The organism is Massilia sp. GER05 (assembly GCF_052056005.1).
GTDB classification, from domain to species: Bacteria; Pseudomonadota; Gammaproteobacteria; order Burkholderiales; family Burkholderiaceae_D; genus Telluria; species Telluria orientalis.
Genome location: NZ_CP178858.1, coordinates 6,322,040 through 6,339,985 on the forward strand (window position 1 = coordinate 6,322,040; position 17,946 = coordinate 6,339,985).

15 protein-coding genes and 1 other RNA gene are annotated in these 17,946 nt (G+C 61.2%); 7 read left to right on the forward strand and 9 right to left on the reverse strand.

What is annotated here, in order from left to right:
• The first annotated feature begins 45 nt into the window (after positions 1-45).
• The 5 genes from ubiG to ACL58G_RS27920 all read left to right on the forward strand — a co-directional run bounded on the left by ubiG (position 46) and on the right by ACL58G_RS27920 (position 3,696).
• A complete protein-coding gene (ubiG, locus tag ACL58G_RS27900; protein WP_440963833.1) occupies positions 46-753 on the forward strand; it encodes a bifunctional 2-polyprenyl-6-hydroxyphenol methylase/3-demethylubiquinol 3-O-methyltransferase UbiG in 708 nt (235 codons plus the stop codon).
• A gap of 10 nt (positions 754-763) precedes the next feature.
• On the forward strand, positions 764-1,462 hold the full coding sequence (locus ACL58G_RS27905; RefSeq protein WP_440963834.1) for an HAD family hydrolase: 699 nt from the start codon (positions 764-766) through the stop codon (positions 1,460-1,462).
• A 247-nt stretch (positions 1,463-1,709) separates the two neighbouring features.
• Positions 1,710-2,300, forward strand: coding sequence for a glycine zipper 2TM domain-containing protein (locus tag ACL58G_RS27910; RefSeq protein WP_440963835.1), 591 nt, complete (start codon positions 1,710-1,712; stop codon positions 2,298-2,300).
• Between the two features lie 104 nt (positions 2,301-2,404).
• Positions 2,405-2,763, forward strand: a transfer-messenger RNA (tmRNA) gene (gene ssrA / locus ACL58G_RS27915).
• Between the two features lie 237 nt (positions 2,764-3,000).
• A complete protein-coding gene (locus ACL58G_RS27920; RefSeq protein WP_440963836.1) occupies positions 3,001-3,696 on the forward strand; it encodes a hypothetical protein in 696 nt (231 codons plus the stop codon).
• Positions 3,697-3,830: 134 nt separating this feature from the next.
• On the opposite strand, the gene ACL58G_RS27925 is transcribed toward ACL58G_RS27920, so the two are convergent.
• The 9 genes from ACL58G_RS27925 to ACL58G_RS27965 all read right to left on the reverse strand — a co-directional run bounded on the left by ACL58G_RS27925 (position 3,831) and on the right by ACL58G_RS27965 (position 15,173).
• Positions 3,831-4,985 (reverse strand): HNH endonuclease, encoded by a 1,155-nt coding sequence (locus ACL58G_RS27925; protein ID WP_440963837.1) that lies wholly within the window; start codon positions 4,983-4,985, stop codon positions 3,831-3,833.
• 538 nt (positions 4,986-5,523) lie between these two features.
• Positions 5,524-9,885: an EAL domain-containing protein gene (locus tag ACL58G_RS27930; protein WP_413387312.1), complete on the reverse strand. Its 4,362-nt coding sequence runs from the start codon at positions 9,883-9,885 to the stop codon at positions 5,524-5,526.
• Between the two features lie 309 nt (positions 9,886-10,194).
• Positions 10,195-10,710 (reverse strand): GNAT family N-acetyltransferase, encoded by a 516-nt coding sequence (locus ACL58G_RS27935; RefSeq protein ID WP_413387311.1) that lies wholly within the window; start codon positions 10,708-10,710, stop codon positions 10,195-10,197.
• 2 nt (positions 10,711-10,712) lie between these two features.
• On the reverse strand, positions 10,713-11,291 hold the full coding sequence (locus ACL58G_RS27940) for a helix-turn-helix domain-containing protein (protein ID WP_413387310.1): 579 nt from the start codon (positions 11,289-11,291) through the stop codon (positions 10,713-10,715).
• 77 nt (positions 11,292-11,368) lie between these two features.
• Positions 11,369-11,956, reverse strand: coding sequence for a type 1 glutamine amidotransferase domain-containing protein (locus ACL58G_RS27945; RefSeq protein ID WP_056129148.1), 588 nt, complete (start codon positions 11,954-11,956; stop codon positions 11,369-11,371).
• A 79-nt stretch (positions 11,957-12,035) separates the two neighbouring features.
• Positions 12,036-13,367, reverse strand: a complete 1,332-nt coding sequence (locus ACL58G_RS27950; protein ID WP_440963838.1) for an Nramp family divalent metal transporter — start codon at positions 13,365-13,367, stop codon at positions 12,036-12,038.
• 86 nt (positions 13,368-13,453) lie between these two features.
• Positions 13,454-13,762 carry a chaperone modulator CbpM gene (locus tag ACL58G_RS27955; RefSeq protein WP_258850413.1) on the reverse strand — a complete coding sequence of 103 codons (309 nt, stop codon included), beginning with the start codon at positions 13,760-13,762 and terminating at the stop codon, positions 13,454-13,456.
• A 3-nt stretch (positions 13,763-13,765) separates the two neighbouring features.
• Positions 13,766-14,704, reverse strand: coding sequence for a DnaJ C-terminal domain-containing protein (locus tag ACL58G_RS27960; RefSeq protein ID WP_413387307.1), 939 nt, complete (start codon positions 14,702-14,704; stop codon positions 13,766-13,768).
• A 124-nt stretch (positions 14,705-14,828) separates the two neighbouring features.
• Positions 14,829-15,173: a hypothetical protein gene (locus ACL58G_RS27965; protein ID WP_413387306.1), complete on the reverse strand. Its 345-nt coding sequence runs from the start codon at positions 15,171-15,173 to the stop codon at positions 14,829-14,831.
• Between the two features lie 106 nt (positions 15,174-15,279).
• Between ACL58G_RS27965 and ACL58G_RS27970 the strand changes: the two genes are divergently transcribed.
• Positions 15,280-16,185 (forward strand): c-type cytochrome, encoded by a 906-nt coding sequence (locus ACL58G_RS27970; RefSeq protein ID WP_440963839.1) that lies wholly within the window; start codon positions 15,280-15,282, stop codon positions 16,183-16,185.
• Positions 16,186-16,334: 149 nt separating this feature from the next.
• Positions 16,335-17,741: an MATE family efflux transporter gene (locus ACL58G_RS27975; protein ID WP_440963840.1), complete on the forward strand. Its 1,407-nt coding sequence runs from the start codon at positions 16,335-16,337 to the stop codon at positions 17,739-17,741.
• Positions 17,742-17,946 lie beyond the last annotated feature (205 nt).

Here is a 17,946-nt window from a genome sequence, read left to right on the forward strand (position 1 = left end):
CGTTCCCATCCGTACCGCTACCCATTTCCGCTATCATTCCGTCCTATGACTACGACGACCAATGCCGATCCCTTAGAGATCCAGAAGTTCAGTGAACTGGCCCACCGCTGGTGGGACCCGACGTCCGAATTCCGTCCGCTGCACGACATCAACCCGTTGCGCCTGGAATGGATCAACGCGCGCGTGCCGCTGGCCGGTAAAAACGTCATCGACATCGGCTGCGGCGGCGGCATCCTGGCCGAATCGATGGCGCGCAAGGGTGCCAAGGTCACGGGCATCGACCTGTCGAAAAAGGCACTGAAGGTGGCCGACCTGCACAGCCTGGAATCGGGCGTGGAAGTGCGCTACAAACTGATCGCCGCCGAGGACATGGCCGCGGAAGAGCCGGGCCAGTTCGACGTCGTCACCTGCATGGAGATGCTCGAGCACGTGCCGGACCCGGCTTCCATCGTGCGCGCCGCGGCGGCGCTCGTCAAACCGGGCGGCCGCGTGTTCTTTTCCACGCTGAACCGCAACGTCAAATCGTATCTGTTCGCCGTCGTCGGCGCGGAATACGTGCTGCGCATGCTGCCGCGCGGCACCCACGATTACGCCAAATTCATCACGCCGGCCGAGTTGTCGAACTTCGTGCGCGACGCCGGCCTCGTCGTCGACGGATTGAAAGGCCTGACCTACAACCCGCTGACCAAGATCTACTCGCTGAACCAGGACACCGACGTCAACTACATGGTTGCCTGCAGTAAGCCGCTCTAAGTACCGACTCATGACCTTTTCTTCTTCCCTGTCCGCGCCGCGCGCCGTCCTGTTCGACCTCGACGGCACCCTGGCCGACACCGCGCCCGACCTCGCGGCGGCCGTCAACTGGATGCGCACGGAACGCGGCCTGGAACCGACGCCGTACGCCATCCTCCGCCCGACCGCATCGGCCGGCGCCCGCGGCATGATCGGCGCCGCCTTCGGCCTGGCGCCGGGGGACGATGGCTATGAAGAGATGCGTCTCGAATGGTTCGAACGCTACCAGTCCAACATGGCCGTGCACAGCACGCTGTTCGACGGTATCTCCGACCTGCTGGACGGCCTGACGGCGGCCGGCATGGCCTGGGGCATCGTCACCAACAAACCGGCCCGCTTCACGGACCCGCTCGTCCCGCTGATCGGCCTGGCGCACGCCGGCTGCGTGATCTCGGGCGATACGACCCCGCACGCCAAGCCCCACCCTGCCCCGCTGCTGGAAGCGGCGCGCCGCCTGGACATCGACCCGACCCACTGCTGGTACGTGGGCGACGACCAGCGCGACATCGAAGCGGGCCGCGCGGCCGGCATGGTCACCGTGGCCTGCAACTGGGGCTACTGCGGTGCCGTCGATCCGGCGACGTGGGGTGCTCACTACCAGCTGGACACGCCGCGCCACCTGCTGGACATGCTGCGCGAGCTGGCGGGCGCTGCTGTAACAACGGCCTGATCCGGCGTTCATCATTGCTTCATCCTGGCCGTGCCGCCTGCCCCGGCGGCGCGGTTGTATTGTCGCGGCGCGCGTCGGTTAGTTGCAGATATCACGCTCTCGTCTTCGTCTTCGTTAGATCGCGATCCCGATCGGTCAGCTCGTCATTTACATATCTTTACGATTGATACAGGGATACGTCTATCTCTCGACAATGCCTCTGGGTAATCTACAGCCATACGACAACAACGTCTCAGGAGCATACAAAATGGAAACGATCAAGACCGCCACCTCCCGTGTCCACCCGCTGGTTGCAGCTGCCGCGGTGTCCGTCATCGTCGTCAGCCTCGCTGGCACGGCCGCGATCACCGGCCTCCTGCCGAGCTCGCACAGCGCTCCCGAGGCTGCTCCGAGCCAGGTGAACCCGGCCTACGCCGCTGCGCCGACCGCCGCACCGGCCCTGCCGATGGCTGCGGATGCGACGGCACCGCAAGGCCTGCAGCCGGTCCAGGGCGCCTATGCACAGCCGGCCGTCGCCAGCGCCCAGCCGGCCCCGGCACCGACGGTGATCAAGGAAACGATCATCAAGGAAGTCCCGGCGAAACCGGCCCCGCGCCACACGACGCACCACACGAGCTACGCCCACAACGATGCGCCGTCGTATCGCGAGCCGGCACCGCGCCCGGCTCCGCAGCCTGCGCAACCGAACTACGTCGCCATCGGCACGGGCGCCGTCGTGGGCGGCCTGCTGGGCAACCAGGTGGGCAGCGGCAACGGCCGCAAACTGGCGACGGTCGCCGGCATCATCGGCGGCGGCATGCTGGGCAACCAGATCGCCAACCAGAACCAGGGCCGTTGATCCCCGGGCCTTGATTCTCCGCACCTCGCACCCATATCGGGTGTGAGGGCACTACAGGGCTCTCCGCTCGGAGGCCGATTGCGGTACAATGAGCATTCCTATCTGGGGGCGACCTGGTTTCGACGTGGGTTGCAAAGCAGAACAGGGCATACCGAGGACTGGTTACCTCGTAAATACATCCAGAAATCAATAACTGCAAACGATAACTCGTACGCACTCGCAGCCTAATCGCTGCTAGCTCTACACCACCTCGCCTCTGGGGTGTGCCGCAAGGCAAGTAGAGTCATTTACAGAGGCTAGGACTCAACCGGGTTACCTGGTTGCTTCCGAAACTTTAGGTAACTCGCTTGGCTGCAGGGTGCACGTCCCCGTCAACCAGGTTAAATTAAAAGACAGTGCTAAGTATGTAGAACTGTCTGTAGAGTGCTTGCGGACGAGGGTTCGATTCCCTCCGCCTCCACCATAATTCCGATAAACCCCTGATTCGTCAGGGGTTTTTCCTTTTCTGCTCCCCGGTTTTGGCTTGTTCACCCCAAGTCAGCACCGCAAGAGACAGAATGGCAATCCGACTACCTTCTCACCCCTAAATCCCGTTACTATTTTGGTTAGGGCATGATACTGACAGCAACCTGCCGAAATGGCTTGTGTTGAGAAACGGCTATGTACGACTTTGCTCGTTCTTTGAAAATTTGGAGAATTTATGGATGATGACCTATTGAAATCTCTGAAGCAACATGTCCCCTTAGGAGTTCCGTTAAGTACCTTGGTTGATTTTTCCGTACCAATTGCACAACGATTGTCAGACCTAACGGGAATTGAAGCGGACTTAGAAAACGTCGAAAAGATATGTAAACGACTCGAAGCCAGGGATAAGATCGACATGATGTCCGTTACGGACGGCATTGCCTATCTCGACAATATGATGTTATGTGATTCATTATTTGATGCTGCTGTGATCAAATACGGTCGCATCAAAGCGACAGGGGCGCGCGCAGGCTTGCCGCCGGAATGGATCAGTGAATTGCCACCTCACCTAAAGGAAAATCATCAACACATTACGGACCTACGTAATAAATTCATAGCGCATCCAATAGCGCCGCTGGAGGATAACCAAGTTTATGTAACAGTACAAATCCACGATGGCCAGGCAGTCGCCGTAAACGGAGTGACCGTTTCCAAAGGTAAAGTATATAGAGGAAGCCAAAACGACGCCGCATGCTTGCGCCAACTGGCAAGTACGCTTAGAGCCAGATTGCAGATCGAAATCGAACTGGAGAAAGCTGCGGTACTTGAGGCCGCTCGGTCTATGCCACTCAGCGACCTGCTTAAGCGCGGCTACCAAGAATTCCCAATCCCGTCAATTAATGACGTTAAGAAAGGACGGAAGAAATTCTAAGCTAACCTACCACTTGCCCGGCGTTTCGAAAGCCTTAGCTGTCTCAGCGACTTTCAGACATACTGGTACGCAAAGACGATCTATGTACTCGTCGCCGGCCTAAGCTATCTGATTAGACCGAACCGAACAACGGGTCACTCTTTTTTAGCTGTAACTTTTTCTTGCTCGCGAAATGGCTTCAATTTTCCTACCGCATCAATAAGCTGTGTGGCCTTCTCGACAATCTTCGGATCGAACTTATCAGAATCATCTTTTGAGAACGCAGAGGACGGCGCAATATTCCAGTGTTCAAAGGCTTCTTTGACGTGCTTCCATTCCGCGCTAACGCCATACGATTGAAGATAGAGCTTACCGAAATTAATCGCATGCTTTCTTTCGCTATTTTTAAGCGATTCGTGCATGAATGATTGGCTGTACGAAAAACAGTACTTTGCGATCGCAACAAACAGTGCGACTAGAATAACACCTTTGAAACCAAAAAAGATGACGCGCGCCCAGTCAGTGTCTTGACTAGTCGGGCCAAGTCCGAGGCCTACAAGCGCAAAATACCCCGCTGCACTGACTCCAGAAATAAGCGCTGCAAGACCCGTCAGAGACCAGTTCCGGGAAATACTGTGATATTTTTTCGCAGACTCATCAAGGGCGGATAATGCCTCATTGACATATTCCTCTGAATTTTTCTCGATCTTCTTCTGACTTTCTTCATTATATCTTTTCTTTTCTTGCTCCAACTCTTTCTGAGATAACTGCAAAAGCTCTTCGCGCGCTTGTAGTTCCTGATTCAAATTACGTCGCTCATCTTCTAGGGCAAGCATCTTTTTCGTAATTACATCCTCATTATGCTGCATTTTGAGCTGGTATTCATTCTGCTGCTCACGGAATCTCTTCTGCTGGCTCTCCAGTTCGGCCTGCAGTTCCTGCTCCCAAGTTGATTGTTCTATTCGAAGACGAGCCTGGGCCTCTTCCAATTCTTTTTGCTGCCGTTCTAACTGCCGTCGATAAGCTCGTTCTCTTTCGAACGCTTCCTTTTCCCGTTTCGATATTTCTTCTTGTCGAGCCTTTAGCTCATCAAGCAACATTTTTGTTCGGCGCCGATCATCGTCTGCTAGTGAAGCATTAATATCATGCCTTATCAAAACTAAATTATCAAGATCATCAGTACCCCCTGCATTCAACGGTTTAATGTGCTCAATGCTCAAATCCTCCGGTCGAGAAACCTCCTCGCCAGTAATGGCGCATCGCAGACCATCCCGCTCAATAAGTTTATTTTTTATTTCTTTTGAATTCATCTCAGTTAAATTATCTAGATTTTTTATTAGATTATATTGGAGACAATCGCGTTAAGTCTCGGCATATATAAACGTTAGAAGATTTTAGCGATGGCACGATAGACCTACTTTATTTTTGGTTTAGCAAAATGCCACTGTACAATACCACGATCAAGTACCCCGAGTGGTAGCAATTTTGCCCTGACCGTAAAGGTAAGGCCCTTACGAAGCAACGACCTAGTAATCAAGATGGTGGATGACCCGACAACGGCAACTAGTGCAATTTAAGCAATATCTTGAGGTTCACAGCCAGTTCTACACATTCTGTTCGTCAACGCCCCCTTGATGCTAGAATCCCAACTTGGCACCCCAAGTGGGGGGCGTTTTATGGGCCACGCCGGGGCCGAAACCGTAGAATCAAAGAGTTATGGAACAGATGGTGGAGGTTGGAGACTCCCTCCGCCTTCACCAGTATTTAAAATAAAAGCCCCACCGGCGCAAGCCGGTGGGGCTTTTATTTTGTGCGATTGCGCATACGGGCGGACGCAATACCGGACCCTCACGCCTCCGCAGTTTCCGCATTGCGCATCAGCCAGTGATAACGGAATGCGTCGGCGATACTCGCACATAAGGCCTCGTCATCCCAAGGCTTCGTGTGGAACCGGAATACGGCGCCGCTATTGGTCGCTTCGATGATCGCGTCGACCGCCGTGTAGCCCGACAACATGATCCGGATAACCTTCGGGTGAATCTGCTTGACGCGCGACAGGAATTCGATACCCATCATGCCGGGCATGCGCTGGTCCGAGATGACGACCTGGACGTCGTTCAAGGCAAGCAGGCTCAAACCTTCCTCTCCGCTTGCCGCATGCAGTACCCGATAGCCCTGGCGGCGCAGAAGCCGGCGCAATGCCGCACTGACGCCAGGGTCGTCGTCCACGAGCAGCAGCGTCCGCACCTGTTCGTCAGGACACGCCACCGGCAGCGCCCGCTCCTCGCGCAGCAACTGCTCGAATGCCGCGGCCGGAACCGGACGGCTGAAATAATAGCCCTGGATCTGGTCGCAACGGTACGTGGTCAGATAGCTGAGCTGCTCCTGGGTTTCCACGCCTTCCGCGATGACTTGCAATTGCAGGCTTTGGGCAAGCGAAATGATGGACCGCGCGATCGCCGCCGCGTCCGGATCGGTGGTAATGTCCCTGACGAACGACTTGTCGATCTTCAGCACATCGATCGGGAAGCGCTTCAGGTACGACAGGCTGGAGTAGCCGGTGCCGAAGTCGTCCAGCGACAGTTGTACGCCGAGCCCCTTGAGCGTATTCATGGTGGCGAGTGCGTGGTCGATGTCGGTCATGACCAGGCCTTCCGTCAGCTCGATGTCCAGGTAGCGTGCCGCGAGCCCTGATTCCGCCAGGACCCCTGTCACGACCTCGATCAGATCCGGCTGGTAGAACTGCTTGCCCGACAGGTTGACGCCCACGCGCAGGCCCTCCCAGCCGGCATCATGCCAACGCCTGGCGTCCGCGCACGCGGTCCGCAATACCCACGTGCCGATCGGGACGATGAGCCCGGTTTGTTCCGCCAGGTCGATGAACCGGTCGGGCGACATCATGCCGAGTTCGGGATGCGCCCAGCGCAGCAGCGCTTCCACGCCAACGATCCGACCGGTGCGCACGTCGACTTGTGGCTGGTAATGCAACAGCAATTCGCCCCGCTGGACGGCATGCCGCAGGTCGCCCTCGAGCCGCAGGCGTTCCATCGCGCGCGCTTTCATCGACGCCGTATAAAACTGCAGCTCGCCACCGCCTGCTTCCTTGGCACGCTGCATCGCGATGTGGGCATTCTTGATCAAGGCGTTCGCCGTGTCGCCGTCGGCCGGAAATACCGACAACCCGGACGTGCAGCTCAGGAAATGCTCGTGCTCCCCGACCTTGATCGGATCGCGCAGCGCGGCCATGACGCGCTGGACGGTATTGATCGCGGCGTGCTCGTCGGGTGTATCGGCGAGCACCAGCACAAATTCATCGCCACCGGTGCGCGCGGCCGTATCGTTCGGCCCCAGTGCCGTTCTCAGGCGCGCCGCTGTCTCTTGCAGGACCAGGTCGCCGGCTTCGTGGCCCAGCGTTTCGTTGACCAGGGCGAAGCGGTCGAGATCGATACAGACAAGCCAGGCCTGTTCGCCCCGGCTCAGGGCCCGTGCCATCGTTTGACTTGTCCTATCGCAAAGCAGATTACGGTTGGCAAGTCCCGTCAGGGTGTCGTAATTCGACTGATATGCAAGCTGGTCCTCGCTGGCGCGTGCCTTGCGTTCAATGTGAAGTCGTTCGACCGCGATGCTGACCGTGTGGGCGCACAGGCCAAGGATCTCCATTTCGCCCTGATCGGGCACGCGTCCGGCTTCGGTGAACACCGCGAGTGTACCGAGCAGCCGGTCCTGCCCGGAGCGAATGCCATACCACCAGCAGGCACGATCCGCATGCAGTGCGGCCGCATCGTGCGCGCCAGTCCAGCCCGGATCTTCCCCCACGTCGGCAACGAAGACCGGCCCGGCTTGCAGCCGTGCGCGTCGGTCCGGTGGCAATACCTCATCGACGTCGAATTCGTTCAGGATGCCTCGTAGCGAAGCCGGAAGACTTGGCGCGACAACGTGTTCGAAGGCGGCGCCGTCCGCACCCAGCAACATCACGGCACAGTGCATTGCATTTCCGGACGACTCGACAATGTGCGTGGCAAGTTCCAGGAGCTCCGGCAACGGCGCCCCCAGTGCCATCCGTTCCAGCAATTTCATCTGCTCGTTCTTGAACTTCTGCAGACGCCGGCTCGCGCTGATGTCGCGGCAATATACGGCAAGCCCTTCCGATGAAGGATAGGCACGAACCTTGAACCAGCGATTCAACGGCGGGAAGTAAATATCGAATTCGACCGTGCAATGTTCATGCATGGCCCTTCGAAATTCGGTATCGGCGATGCCGCCGACGAGCGCCGGATATTCCTGCCATAACATTCGTCCAAGCAATTGCTGGCGATCACGCTGAAGCAGGCGCTCGGTTTCCTTATTGACGTACGTAAATCTCCAGTCCAGATCGACTGTGAGGAATGCCTCCGTGATGCTTTCGAGCGTGGTGCCGAGCCGGTGTGCGAGCCTGCGGATTTCGTCGTTCGCCAACCGCGTGTCATGGTTGTCGGTGGTGGTGCCGTACCATTTTACGATCGTACCGTGTTCGTCCCGGATCGGTATGGCACGCACCTGATGCCAGCGATAGCTCTGGTCGGCGCTGCGAAACACGCGGTATTCGGTCTCGAAGATGGCGCCCGAGACGAGCGACGCCTCCCAGATGCGCAGCGTCGGCGCAACGTCGTCCGGGTGCAGTATCGTGACCCAGTTGTCGGCATCGATCTTCTCGACCAGTCCCGTGTAGGCATGCACCCAACTGTTGGCGTAATCGATCGCACCATCAGGGTCGGCAGTCCATACGATTTGCGGCATCGCATCGGCAAGCTGGTGAAAACGCTGTTCGCTTTGAAACAGGGCCTGCGCGGCGTGCATCTGCTCCATCTGAAGGAGCGTCTCTTCCCGCAGCTTACGATCGGTCAAGTCAGTATGGGTCCCGATCACCCGCGCCGCCTGTCCGCCCGCATCGGTACCGACGGCCATGCCGCGACTGAAGATCCAGCGCCAGCTACCATCCTTCGCCCGCATGCGGTATTCCATCGCGTAGGTCGGCACCAGCCCGGCCACCAACCTCGCCGTGGCGTCGAGAACCCGTCCACGGTCCTCCGGGTGGATCAGGCTTTCCCATTGTTTCCCGGTCCGGATCTCGGCGTCACCATAGCCGAGCATCTCGCGCCAGCGGTGTGAAAAGTACACCGTATCGGTCCGGCCGTCCCAATCCCAGACACCATCGCCCGCGCCTTCGAGCGCATATTTCCAGCGAAACTCGCTCTCCTCGAGCGCGGCCCGGGCGCGGGCACGGTCGCGCATTCCGGACAACACGCTGTAACCGATCAGGACAATCAGGATGGACAGCCCACAGGCGCCGCCCAACACCAGGTTCCGCTGCCGGACATACGATTCGAGGATTTCATCGCGGCTACGGCCGACCGCCACGGCCAAGGCCTTCTTCGGCAATACACGCCAGGCATAGAGTCGAACGACACCGTCGATCTGCGAGGCGCGTGAATACATCAGTGTTTCCGTGCCCATCACGCCGAAGTCCGGCATGGTCCTCAGTACGTTGCGCGGCTCGGACGACACCGCCGGCTCGCGCGCGACAATTGTACCGTCAGAGCGAACCAGGGCGACTGTCCCGTGCGCGCCAAGTTGCAGCTTCCCCGAAAACCGGGTGAAGTACTCCGGTGCCACCGACAACACGATCACGCCTGCGAAACGCTTCCCGCCGGCCAGCAATGGACGGGTGAACTGGATACTTCCCCGTCCCGACACCCGGCCCTTCACCGGGCGGCTGACGAACAGCTTGTCGATCCCGGCCAGATGGGTGCGAAAGTGCTCGCGGTCGCTCAAATCGAGCCGCGGCGCCGAGCGGTCCACGCTCGAATATGCCAGGTGCCCTGTGGCGTCGATGATACTTACTTGAAATGCCACGGGTTTTTCGAGAATCGCCTGACGCTTGCGCACGTGGTCATCAAACCTGTCCGGGTCGTCGAGCCATCGTTCGCGCAGGTCGATCGCCGCCAGGTCGATCATGTTGATGGAAGAATTGACTTCTTCAGCGAACAGACGCGCAATGTTATTGCTGTCCTTGGCGGCCTCGGCCAAGGTTTTCTCATAGGTGCCGTGTAACGACGCGATCACGACGGCCCACAGGCAAGGCAAGATAACTGCCGCAATGAGGGCGAGCTGTCCAGGCAACGGAAGTCGGGAAAAAACCTGCAATGGCAGGCCGATCGATTTGGAGCTCACTCAGCGACCTTCTTATCCGGAAGGGCATCGCCGGCGCAACGACCGCGCGATACCGTTAGATAGCCTTTGATTGGACCGGCGCTATCCAGGACGGCGGCGGCGCAGTCCAGTCACGGACATCTTGCATGGCATTTCCGACCACGTCATATCGTCAACAACAGCACATTGCCCGCCAAAACCACGGCTTACATTTTACATAGATTCCCACGGGAAACATAAATGCCTTTCCACGAAGAAGAAAAAATGTCGCATTTATGCTCAATATTATTCTTGCAAAGGATGAAACCGCTGGGGAGACACCCGCTCCACTCAGACGAGCTCGCGATAAAAAAACGTCGTATCGCACAGCCCGCCTTCCGGCAGCAACGCAAAGCCGGGCACGACACCCAACCGCGTCCACCCCATGCGCGCGTACAGGCGCTCCGCCTCGGCGCTGGCCGTATCCAGCACCAGCAGCGTCTTGCCGAGCGACCGCGCTTCCCGCTCCGCCGCATCCATCAGCGCCGCGCCGACGCCCTGCTTGCGCGCCCGCCGCATGACGAGCATCTTGCACAGGTCCGCCCGATGCGGCTGGTTGTCCGGCATCGCCAGCACGAGGTGGACGGTGCCCACGATGCCGTGCTCGTCCTCGGCGACGAGCAGCGCGCGCCGGCCAGACTCGACGTCGGCCGCGAGCCCGCGCCACCAGCCGAGCGCCTGCCCCAGCGTGTATGGCTGCATGAACCCGACGGACGCTCCACCCTCGACACAGTCGAAGAGAACGGCCGCCAGGCCTTCGATGTCGGGATCGGTCAGCGAATGGATACGGCGTACGCGGCAACTCATGATCAGCTCCTGCCAAGCGTGGTAAGGACGACGGCGTAGCGCGCCGGCACGTCCCCGGGGTTGTGGAAGGAATTCGGTGCGTCGAGGGGAATGACGAGGCAGTCGCCCGTCTCCAGCAGCCAGGATTCGCTGCCGTACGTGATCTGCATGCGGCCTTCGAGGATCCAGATCTGTTGCAGCACGGCGGGCGTGCGGGGACCGGCCTCGTACGTCACGCGCGTCCGCGGCGGAAACTCCACGTCGACGATGCGTGTCGGCGACTGGAATCCTTCGGGCGATACATTGCGGCGCAGATAGCCGGAATGCGGATCCCGCCACGTGACCTGGTCGGCATGGCGCGAGACAGGCTCGGCCTTGCGCGCCGGGTCGTCGAACAGCGATGCGAGCGGCACGCCGAGGCCGGCCGCGAGCTTGTCGAGCACGACGGCCGTCGGGCTCGTCTCGCCCCGCTCGATCAACGACAGCATCGAACGGCTCACGCCGCACTGGGTCGACAAGGCATCGAGCGACAGGCCGCGCTCGCTGCGGAGGAGGCGCACCTGCTGGGCGATGCGTTCGTTAACGGTAGAGTCATCTTTCATAATGGATGTATTCTCCAATATGAAAGATAGGACGTCAACTATTCTGGATTGGTTCTCCAGTTTATTGGATGCATCGACTACGACGTCGGCCCAGGGTCCGTCCCTGGCGCCACGAGCAATTCCTTCAACAACATGTCGTTGAAGGCGGGCAGATCATCCGGCTTGCGGCTCGTAACCAGCCGGGCATCCAGCACGACTTCCTCATCCGACCACTCGGCGCCTGCATTCATCAGGTCGCGCTTCAGGCTGGGCCAGCTGGTGAGATGCTTGCCGGTGGCGATGCCCGCATCGATCAGCGTCCACGGACCGTGGCAGATGGCCGCGACCATCTTGTCCTCGGCATCGAAGTCGCGAATGAAATCGATGGCTTCCTTGCTGAGGCGCAGTTGATCCGGATTGGCGACGCCGCCCGGCAGCACGAGCCCGTCGAAGTCCGCCGGTTTCGCGTCGCGCACGTTCATCTCGACCTTGAAGCGGTCGGCCGGCTGCATGTGATTAAAACCCTGCACTTCGTCGCCGGCGGCCTTCGGCGACAGCAACACGACGGTGGCGCCCTGCTCTTCCAGGAAAGAGCGCGGGCTCGTGTACTCGATCTGTTCCACGCCATCCGTCATGAGCATGGCGACGCGCTTGCCTTGCAAAGGCTTGTTGGCAACTTGTTCCATATAAACTCCTTTTGGTCGAACGTATGAGGACGATCGACCATTCTAGGCAGGGCTGGCGGGGCGCGTCGCACGCGGCGAATCAGGCAGACAGCGCCTGCCACACCATCCATGCATTGGCGGAGGAAATCACGACGAACAGGAACCACGACAGCACCGTGGTCCACCACTTGTTGCCGAACTGCCCCATCAGGTCGCGGCGGCCCGTCAGGCGGATCAGCGGGTACATGGCGAACGGCAGCTGCAGGCTCAGCACGACCTGGCTGCCGACGAGCATGTTGCCGATGGCGTGGTCGCCCAGCGTGAGCACGCCGATCATCGCCGGCCCCAGCGCCAGGCCGCGCGTGATCAGGCGGCGCTGCCAGCAGGGAATCCTGAGTTTCAGGAAGCCTTCCATGATGACCTGGCCGGCGATGGTGCCGGTGAACGTCGAGCTCTGGCCGGACGCCAGCAGCGCCAGGCCGAACAGGATCGCCGCGGCCGCCGTGCCGGCGACGGGGGCCAGCAGGTAATAGGCCTGGTCGATGTCCATCACATTGCCGCCGCCCGGTTTATGGAACGCGGCCGCGGCCAGCACGAGGATGGCGCCGTTGATGAACAGCGCCAGCAGCAGCGACACGACCGTGTCGATGCGCGACAGCTTGATCGCTTCGGCCAGGTGGGCGCCGTCCTGGTTGAGGTCGTGGCGCAGGACGCGCGTCTGCACGACGGACGAGTGCAGGTACAGGTTGTGCGGCATGACGGTGGCGCCGAGGATGCCGATGGCGAGGTACAGCGCGTCGCGCTGGCCCACCTTTTCCAGCGACGGCACGAGGCCCGCCAAGACGGCGCGCGGGTCCGGGTCGACGAGGAACAGCTCCGTGAACAGGCAGATGGCGATCGTCGCGATGAGGCCCAGCACGATGGCTTCCAGTTGACGGAAGCCCTTCCCTTTCAGGCCCAGCACGATGATGGTGTCGAGGGCAGTCAGTGCCACGCCGACGGGCAGCGACACGCCCAGCAGCAGATGGAACGCGAGCGCGCAGCCGAGCACTTCGGCCAGGTCGCACGCGATGATCGACAGTTCGGCGAACGCCCACAAGCCTTTCGCGTGCACCGGCGAATATTGTTCGCGGCAATGCACGGCGAGATCCTTGCCCGTGACGATGCCGAGCCGCATGCTCAGGCATTGCAGCGCGATGGCCGCCAGGCTGGACAGAACGACGACGAACAGCAGGTCGTAGCCGAACTGCGAGCCGCCCTGGATGGCGGTCGCCCAGTTGCCCGGGTCCATGTAGCCGACCGACACCAGCAGGCCGGGGCCCGCATAGCGCAGGATCTTTTTCCACAGCGGATCGTTCTCGGGCACGCTGACGGTGCCGGAGACTTCCGATGGGCAGAACGGTGCGGTGGCGTTGGTCGGTAGTTTGAGCATAGCGGGCAAGATAGCACGGCGAGTCTGGCGCACACCGTGCCCAGTCGCGCCCGCCATAAGGCCGGTGCCCGCAGGCGGCCGGACCTTTAGTCGATGCCGAGCACGCGCATGCGGGCGCGCAGGCGGCGGATCTCGTCGGCCATGTCGACCACGAGCGCGGCGAGGTCCTCGTTGGCGTCGAAGTCGCGTTCGACGCGCAGCAGGCGCCGGGCCCGTGCCAGGTCGCCGCTGCGGAAACGCCAGCTCGTCACCTGCACGCTGGTCTCGCCGCCCAGCACGCCCGCCTGCACGTGGCGCACGACCCAGTCGGTCTCCACGTTGCAGGCGCGCGCCAGTTCGTCGAGCGTCAGCGCCACGTCGTCCAGCAGCACGCCGGTGAGAATATCGTCATGCATCGTTCAGGCTCCTATGCGTTCGCGTGGATTGAAGGCAAGGTCGCGCGCCATCGCCTCGTACAGCTCGCGCGCACGGTCGCTGGTGGCGGGCGGCAGCACCACGTTCAGCATCAGGTACAGATCGCCCGGCGTCCTGGCCGGAATGCCGCGTCCTTTCAAACGCAGCTTGCGTCCGCTCTGCGACCCCGGCGGCACCGTCACCTCGACCGTGCCGGACGGCGTGGGCACCGAGATGCTCGCACCGAGCGCCGCTTCCCACGGCGCCACCGGCACGTCCTGGTACACGTGTGTCCCTTCGACGCGATAGCGCGGGTCGGGGTTCAGCTGGATTTCCAGATACAGGTCGCCGGCCGGCCCGCCGCCGAATCCCGGATGCCCCTGCCCCCGCATGCGCAGCTGCTGGCCCGGCGTGACGCCTTTCGGGATGTTCACGCTGAGGGTCTTGTCCTGCATCGTCGTGCGGCCCTGTGCATCGTGCTGCGGAACGCGCAGGCTGACCGTGCGCGTGGCGCCCTGGTAGGCGTCGCGCAGGTCGATGGAAATCGCCGCATGGATGTCCTCGCCGGGCATCTGGAACCCGCCGCCGCCCGCGTGCGCGCCCCCGCCCGCGCGCGAGCGCCGGCCCACGTGGGCGAACAGGTCGTTGAAGAAATCGTCCCCGCCGGCACCGCCGAAATCGAACTGCGTGCCCCAGTCCGGCGGCGGCTGGAAGCCCTGGCCGGGACGGTGCCCGCGGCCCAGCTCGTCGTAGGCCGCACGCTTTTCGGCGTCGCCCAGCACGTCGTAGGCCTCGTTGATTTCCTTGGTCTTCGCGTCCGCGTCCTTGTGCTTGCTGACGTCGGGGTGGTACTGCCGCACCAGCTTGCGGTAAGCCTTCTTGATGTCGTCCTGGGTCGCCGTTTTCTCGACACCAAGCGTCTGGTAATAGTCCTTGTATTCCACGAGCTTGCTCCTGGATCGGTTGGATAGTTGAATGTCCCGTAAGTTGTGGCGGGGGGCTTGCTTTTCAACTACGCCTCTTCCTGGCGTGGGATGACAAGTAGCTCGGTATCCCGGCATGCCTCCCTTAAAAATCAGTTTTTGAAATGTGGCTCTCCACCTTAACCACACGATCGCTCAACAGTGCTTGAATATGCACTTTAGTGACGAATCTTGTCGTGCCTTTTCGATCCGCGCTCACGATGATCGATTTTGCACTTCCGTCGTAGCAACACGGTGTATCGGTCTCGGGCGGACAAATAAAACCCAGTTCCTCCAAGGCTTTGCGGCGGTCGACCTGATTCACGACTCGAGGAGAATTGACCAGATTGCCTATCGAATGATCCACGGCCACCTCACCCAAAAAAAGCGAATGTTTTAGTTGTGCCGCGACTTCACTACCCAATAAATCAATGACGCATGCTTGATGCATGCCTCATCACGTCCCTCTGGCCGTGCTTAGCATTTCAACCAGTATCCGGCCAAAAACGGCAGTGCTAGATTCCTCGTGTTGCCGTTCGTCCAACAAGGAGAGAGTCATGGTGAGCAAATGGGTCAAGCGCACGAGCATCGCATTGGCGGCACTCGCCCTGCTGGGGGTCGCCACGGCCGGCGTCGGCAAGGTGCTGGGGGAACGCAAGATGGCGCGCAGCATCGCGTTGCAGGTGCGTCCGCTCGACGTCGTACCCGACGTCGCCCGCGTCGACCACGGCCGCTACCTGTACAACACGCGCGGCTGCGCCGAGTGCCATGGCGCGGACGGCGCCGGCAGGACGGTCGTGCGCGACGGCGCCATGCTCGTCGTCGCCCCCAACATCACGGCGGGCCCGAACGGCACCACGGCGCGCTACCGCGTGATCGACTGGGTGCGCACCGTGCGCCATGGCGTCAAGCCGAACGGCAATCCCGTCATGATCATGCCCAGCGAGGATTACAGCCGCCTCAGCGACGAAGACATGGCCGCCCTCGTCGCCTTCCTGGAACAGATGCGCCCCGTGTCCGGCGCGAAGGCCGTCATCGACGTGCCGGTGCCCGTGAAGGCGCTGTACGCGTTCGGCGTGATCAAGGATGCGTCCGAAAAGATCGACCACGCCCTCGCGCCGCCGCAGGCCGTGCCGGCCGCCGTCACGCCGGCGTATGGCGCCTATGTCGCCGCCACGTGCACCGGCTGCCACGGCGCGGACCTGGCCGGCGGCCGCGTCCCCGGCGCCCCGCCGTCCTGGCCGCCCGCCGCGCGGCTGGCGCCCGGCAAGGGCAGCGCGATGAACCGCTATCCGACGGCGGACGCGTTCATGGCCATGCTGCGGACGGGCCACCGGCCGGACGGCAGCGCGATCAGCGCCGTGATGCCGTTCGGGTCGTTCCGCCAGATGAACGAGACGGACCTGCGGGCGCTGTATGCCTACCTGAAATCGGTACCGGGGACGACCCTGGCGCAGCGCTAGTTGTCGTTCCCGCCCATGCTGAGCAACAAAATTCTGTACATGTTAGTCAGTGCAACCTGAGCCGACTTCGGAAACTCAGCTTGGATTCCCGCCTGCGCGGGAATGACGGGTTGGAAGTAAAATGATCGGTTTCCCCAGCAAACCGATCCATGACGTCCAACCTGTCCAGCGCCGGCGCCCTTGCACCGCATCCCGTCCGCACCGAGATCGCCACCTTGTGGCGGCTCTCGTGGCCCATGCTCGTGGGCCAGCTCGCGACCGTCGGCATGGGCGTGGCGGACGTCGCCATGACGGGCCACGTCAGCGCTGAAGAGCTTGCCGCGGTGTCGCTCGGCACGTCCGTGTGGTCGATCATCCTCGTCACCGTCATGGGCATCATGATGGCCGTGAACTCGGTCGTCTCGCACGAGATGGGCGCCGCCCGCTTCGACCGCATTTCCCACTCCGTGCGCGAAGCGCTGTGGATGGGTCTCGGCGTCGGCGTCGCGGGCTGTCTCGCGGCAAACCTGTGCACGCTCGTGTTCGACCACATCGGCCTGGACCAGGCCGTCGCGGACCGCGCCTCGAGCTTCCTGCACATCATCAGCCTTGGCATGCCCGCGTTCGCCTGCTACCGCGCGCTGTACGGCTATACGACGAGCATCAACCAGACCAAGCCGATCATGATCATCGCGCTCTGCGGCCTCCTGTACAACATCGGCATGAACTGGCTGTTCATCTTCGGCGAGTTCGGCTTGCCGAAACTGGGCGCGCTGGGCTGTGCCGTGTCGACGGCCAGCGGCATGTGGCTGATGCTGGGCGCGATGGTCGTGTGGATCAGGTTGTCCAGCGCGTACCGGCAGACGTATCCGTTCGCGCACTGGGAAGGCCCGAACTGGAAAGAGATCGGCAGCATGCTGCGCCTGGGCCTGCCGATCGGCGTCACGCACTTCGCCGAGGTCAGCGCGTTCGGCATCATCAGCCTGCTCGTGGCGCGCTTCGGCGTGATCGAGGTGTCGGCGCACCAGATCGCGCTGAACTTCGTGTCGCTCGTGTTCATGGTGCCGCTGAGCTTCGGCATCGGCGCGCTCACGCGCGTGGGCCAGGCGATGGGTGAAGGCAATCCGGTGCGCGCGCGTTTCGTCGCCTGGGTGGGTACGGGCATGTGCATCGCGTTCGGCCTGATGTCGGCCATCGGCATCGCCCTCTTCCGCTGGCAGATCGCGGCGATGTACACGTCCGACGCGGCCGTCCAGGCCACGTGCGTGATGCTGCTGCTGTTCGCCGCGCTGTTCCAGCTGTCCGATTCCACGCAGGTCGCGGCCGCCTCGGCCATCCGCGGCTACAAGGTGACGCGCTCGCCGATGGTGATCCAGATGATCGCGTTCTGGGGCGTGGCCCTGCCCGTCGGCTGGATCCTGGGCCTCGCGCCGGACTGGTTCCCGTGGTCGCCGGGCAAGCCGATGGCCGCGACCGGCTTCTGGATCGGCCTCGTGCTGGGCCTGACCGTGGCCGCCGTGTTGCTGGCATGGTCGCTGAATCAACTTTCCAAGCTGCGCATCCGCGACCACGCATAAACTCGGGGTCATAAATTCGGGGTCAGAGCACTTTTTTGTGCACAATCCTTGAAGCAAGCTTTAATGGTGGCCCAAGCCCGCTTGCACTTCCTGTTGCAAGCGCCGGGTGTCCTCGCAGCGATTTTGTCCAGCGACACATTGATCGAAAATGTGCTCTGACCCCGAATTTAAAGCAAAAAAAAGCCGATGGACGGGGAATCCATCG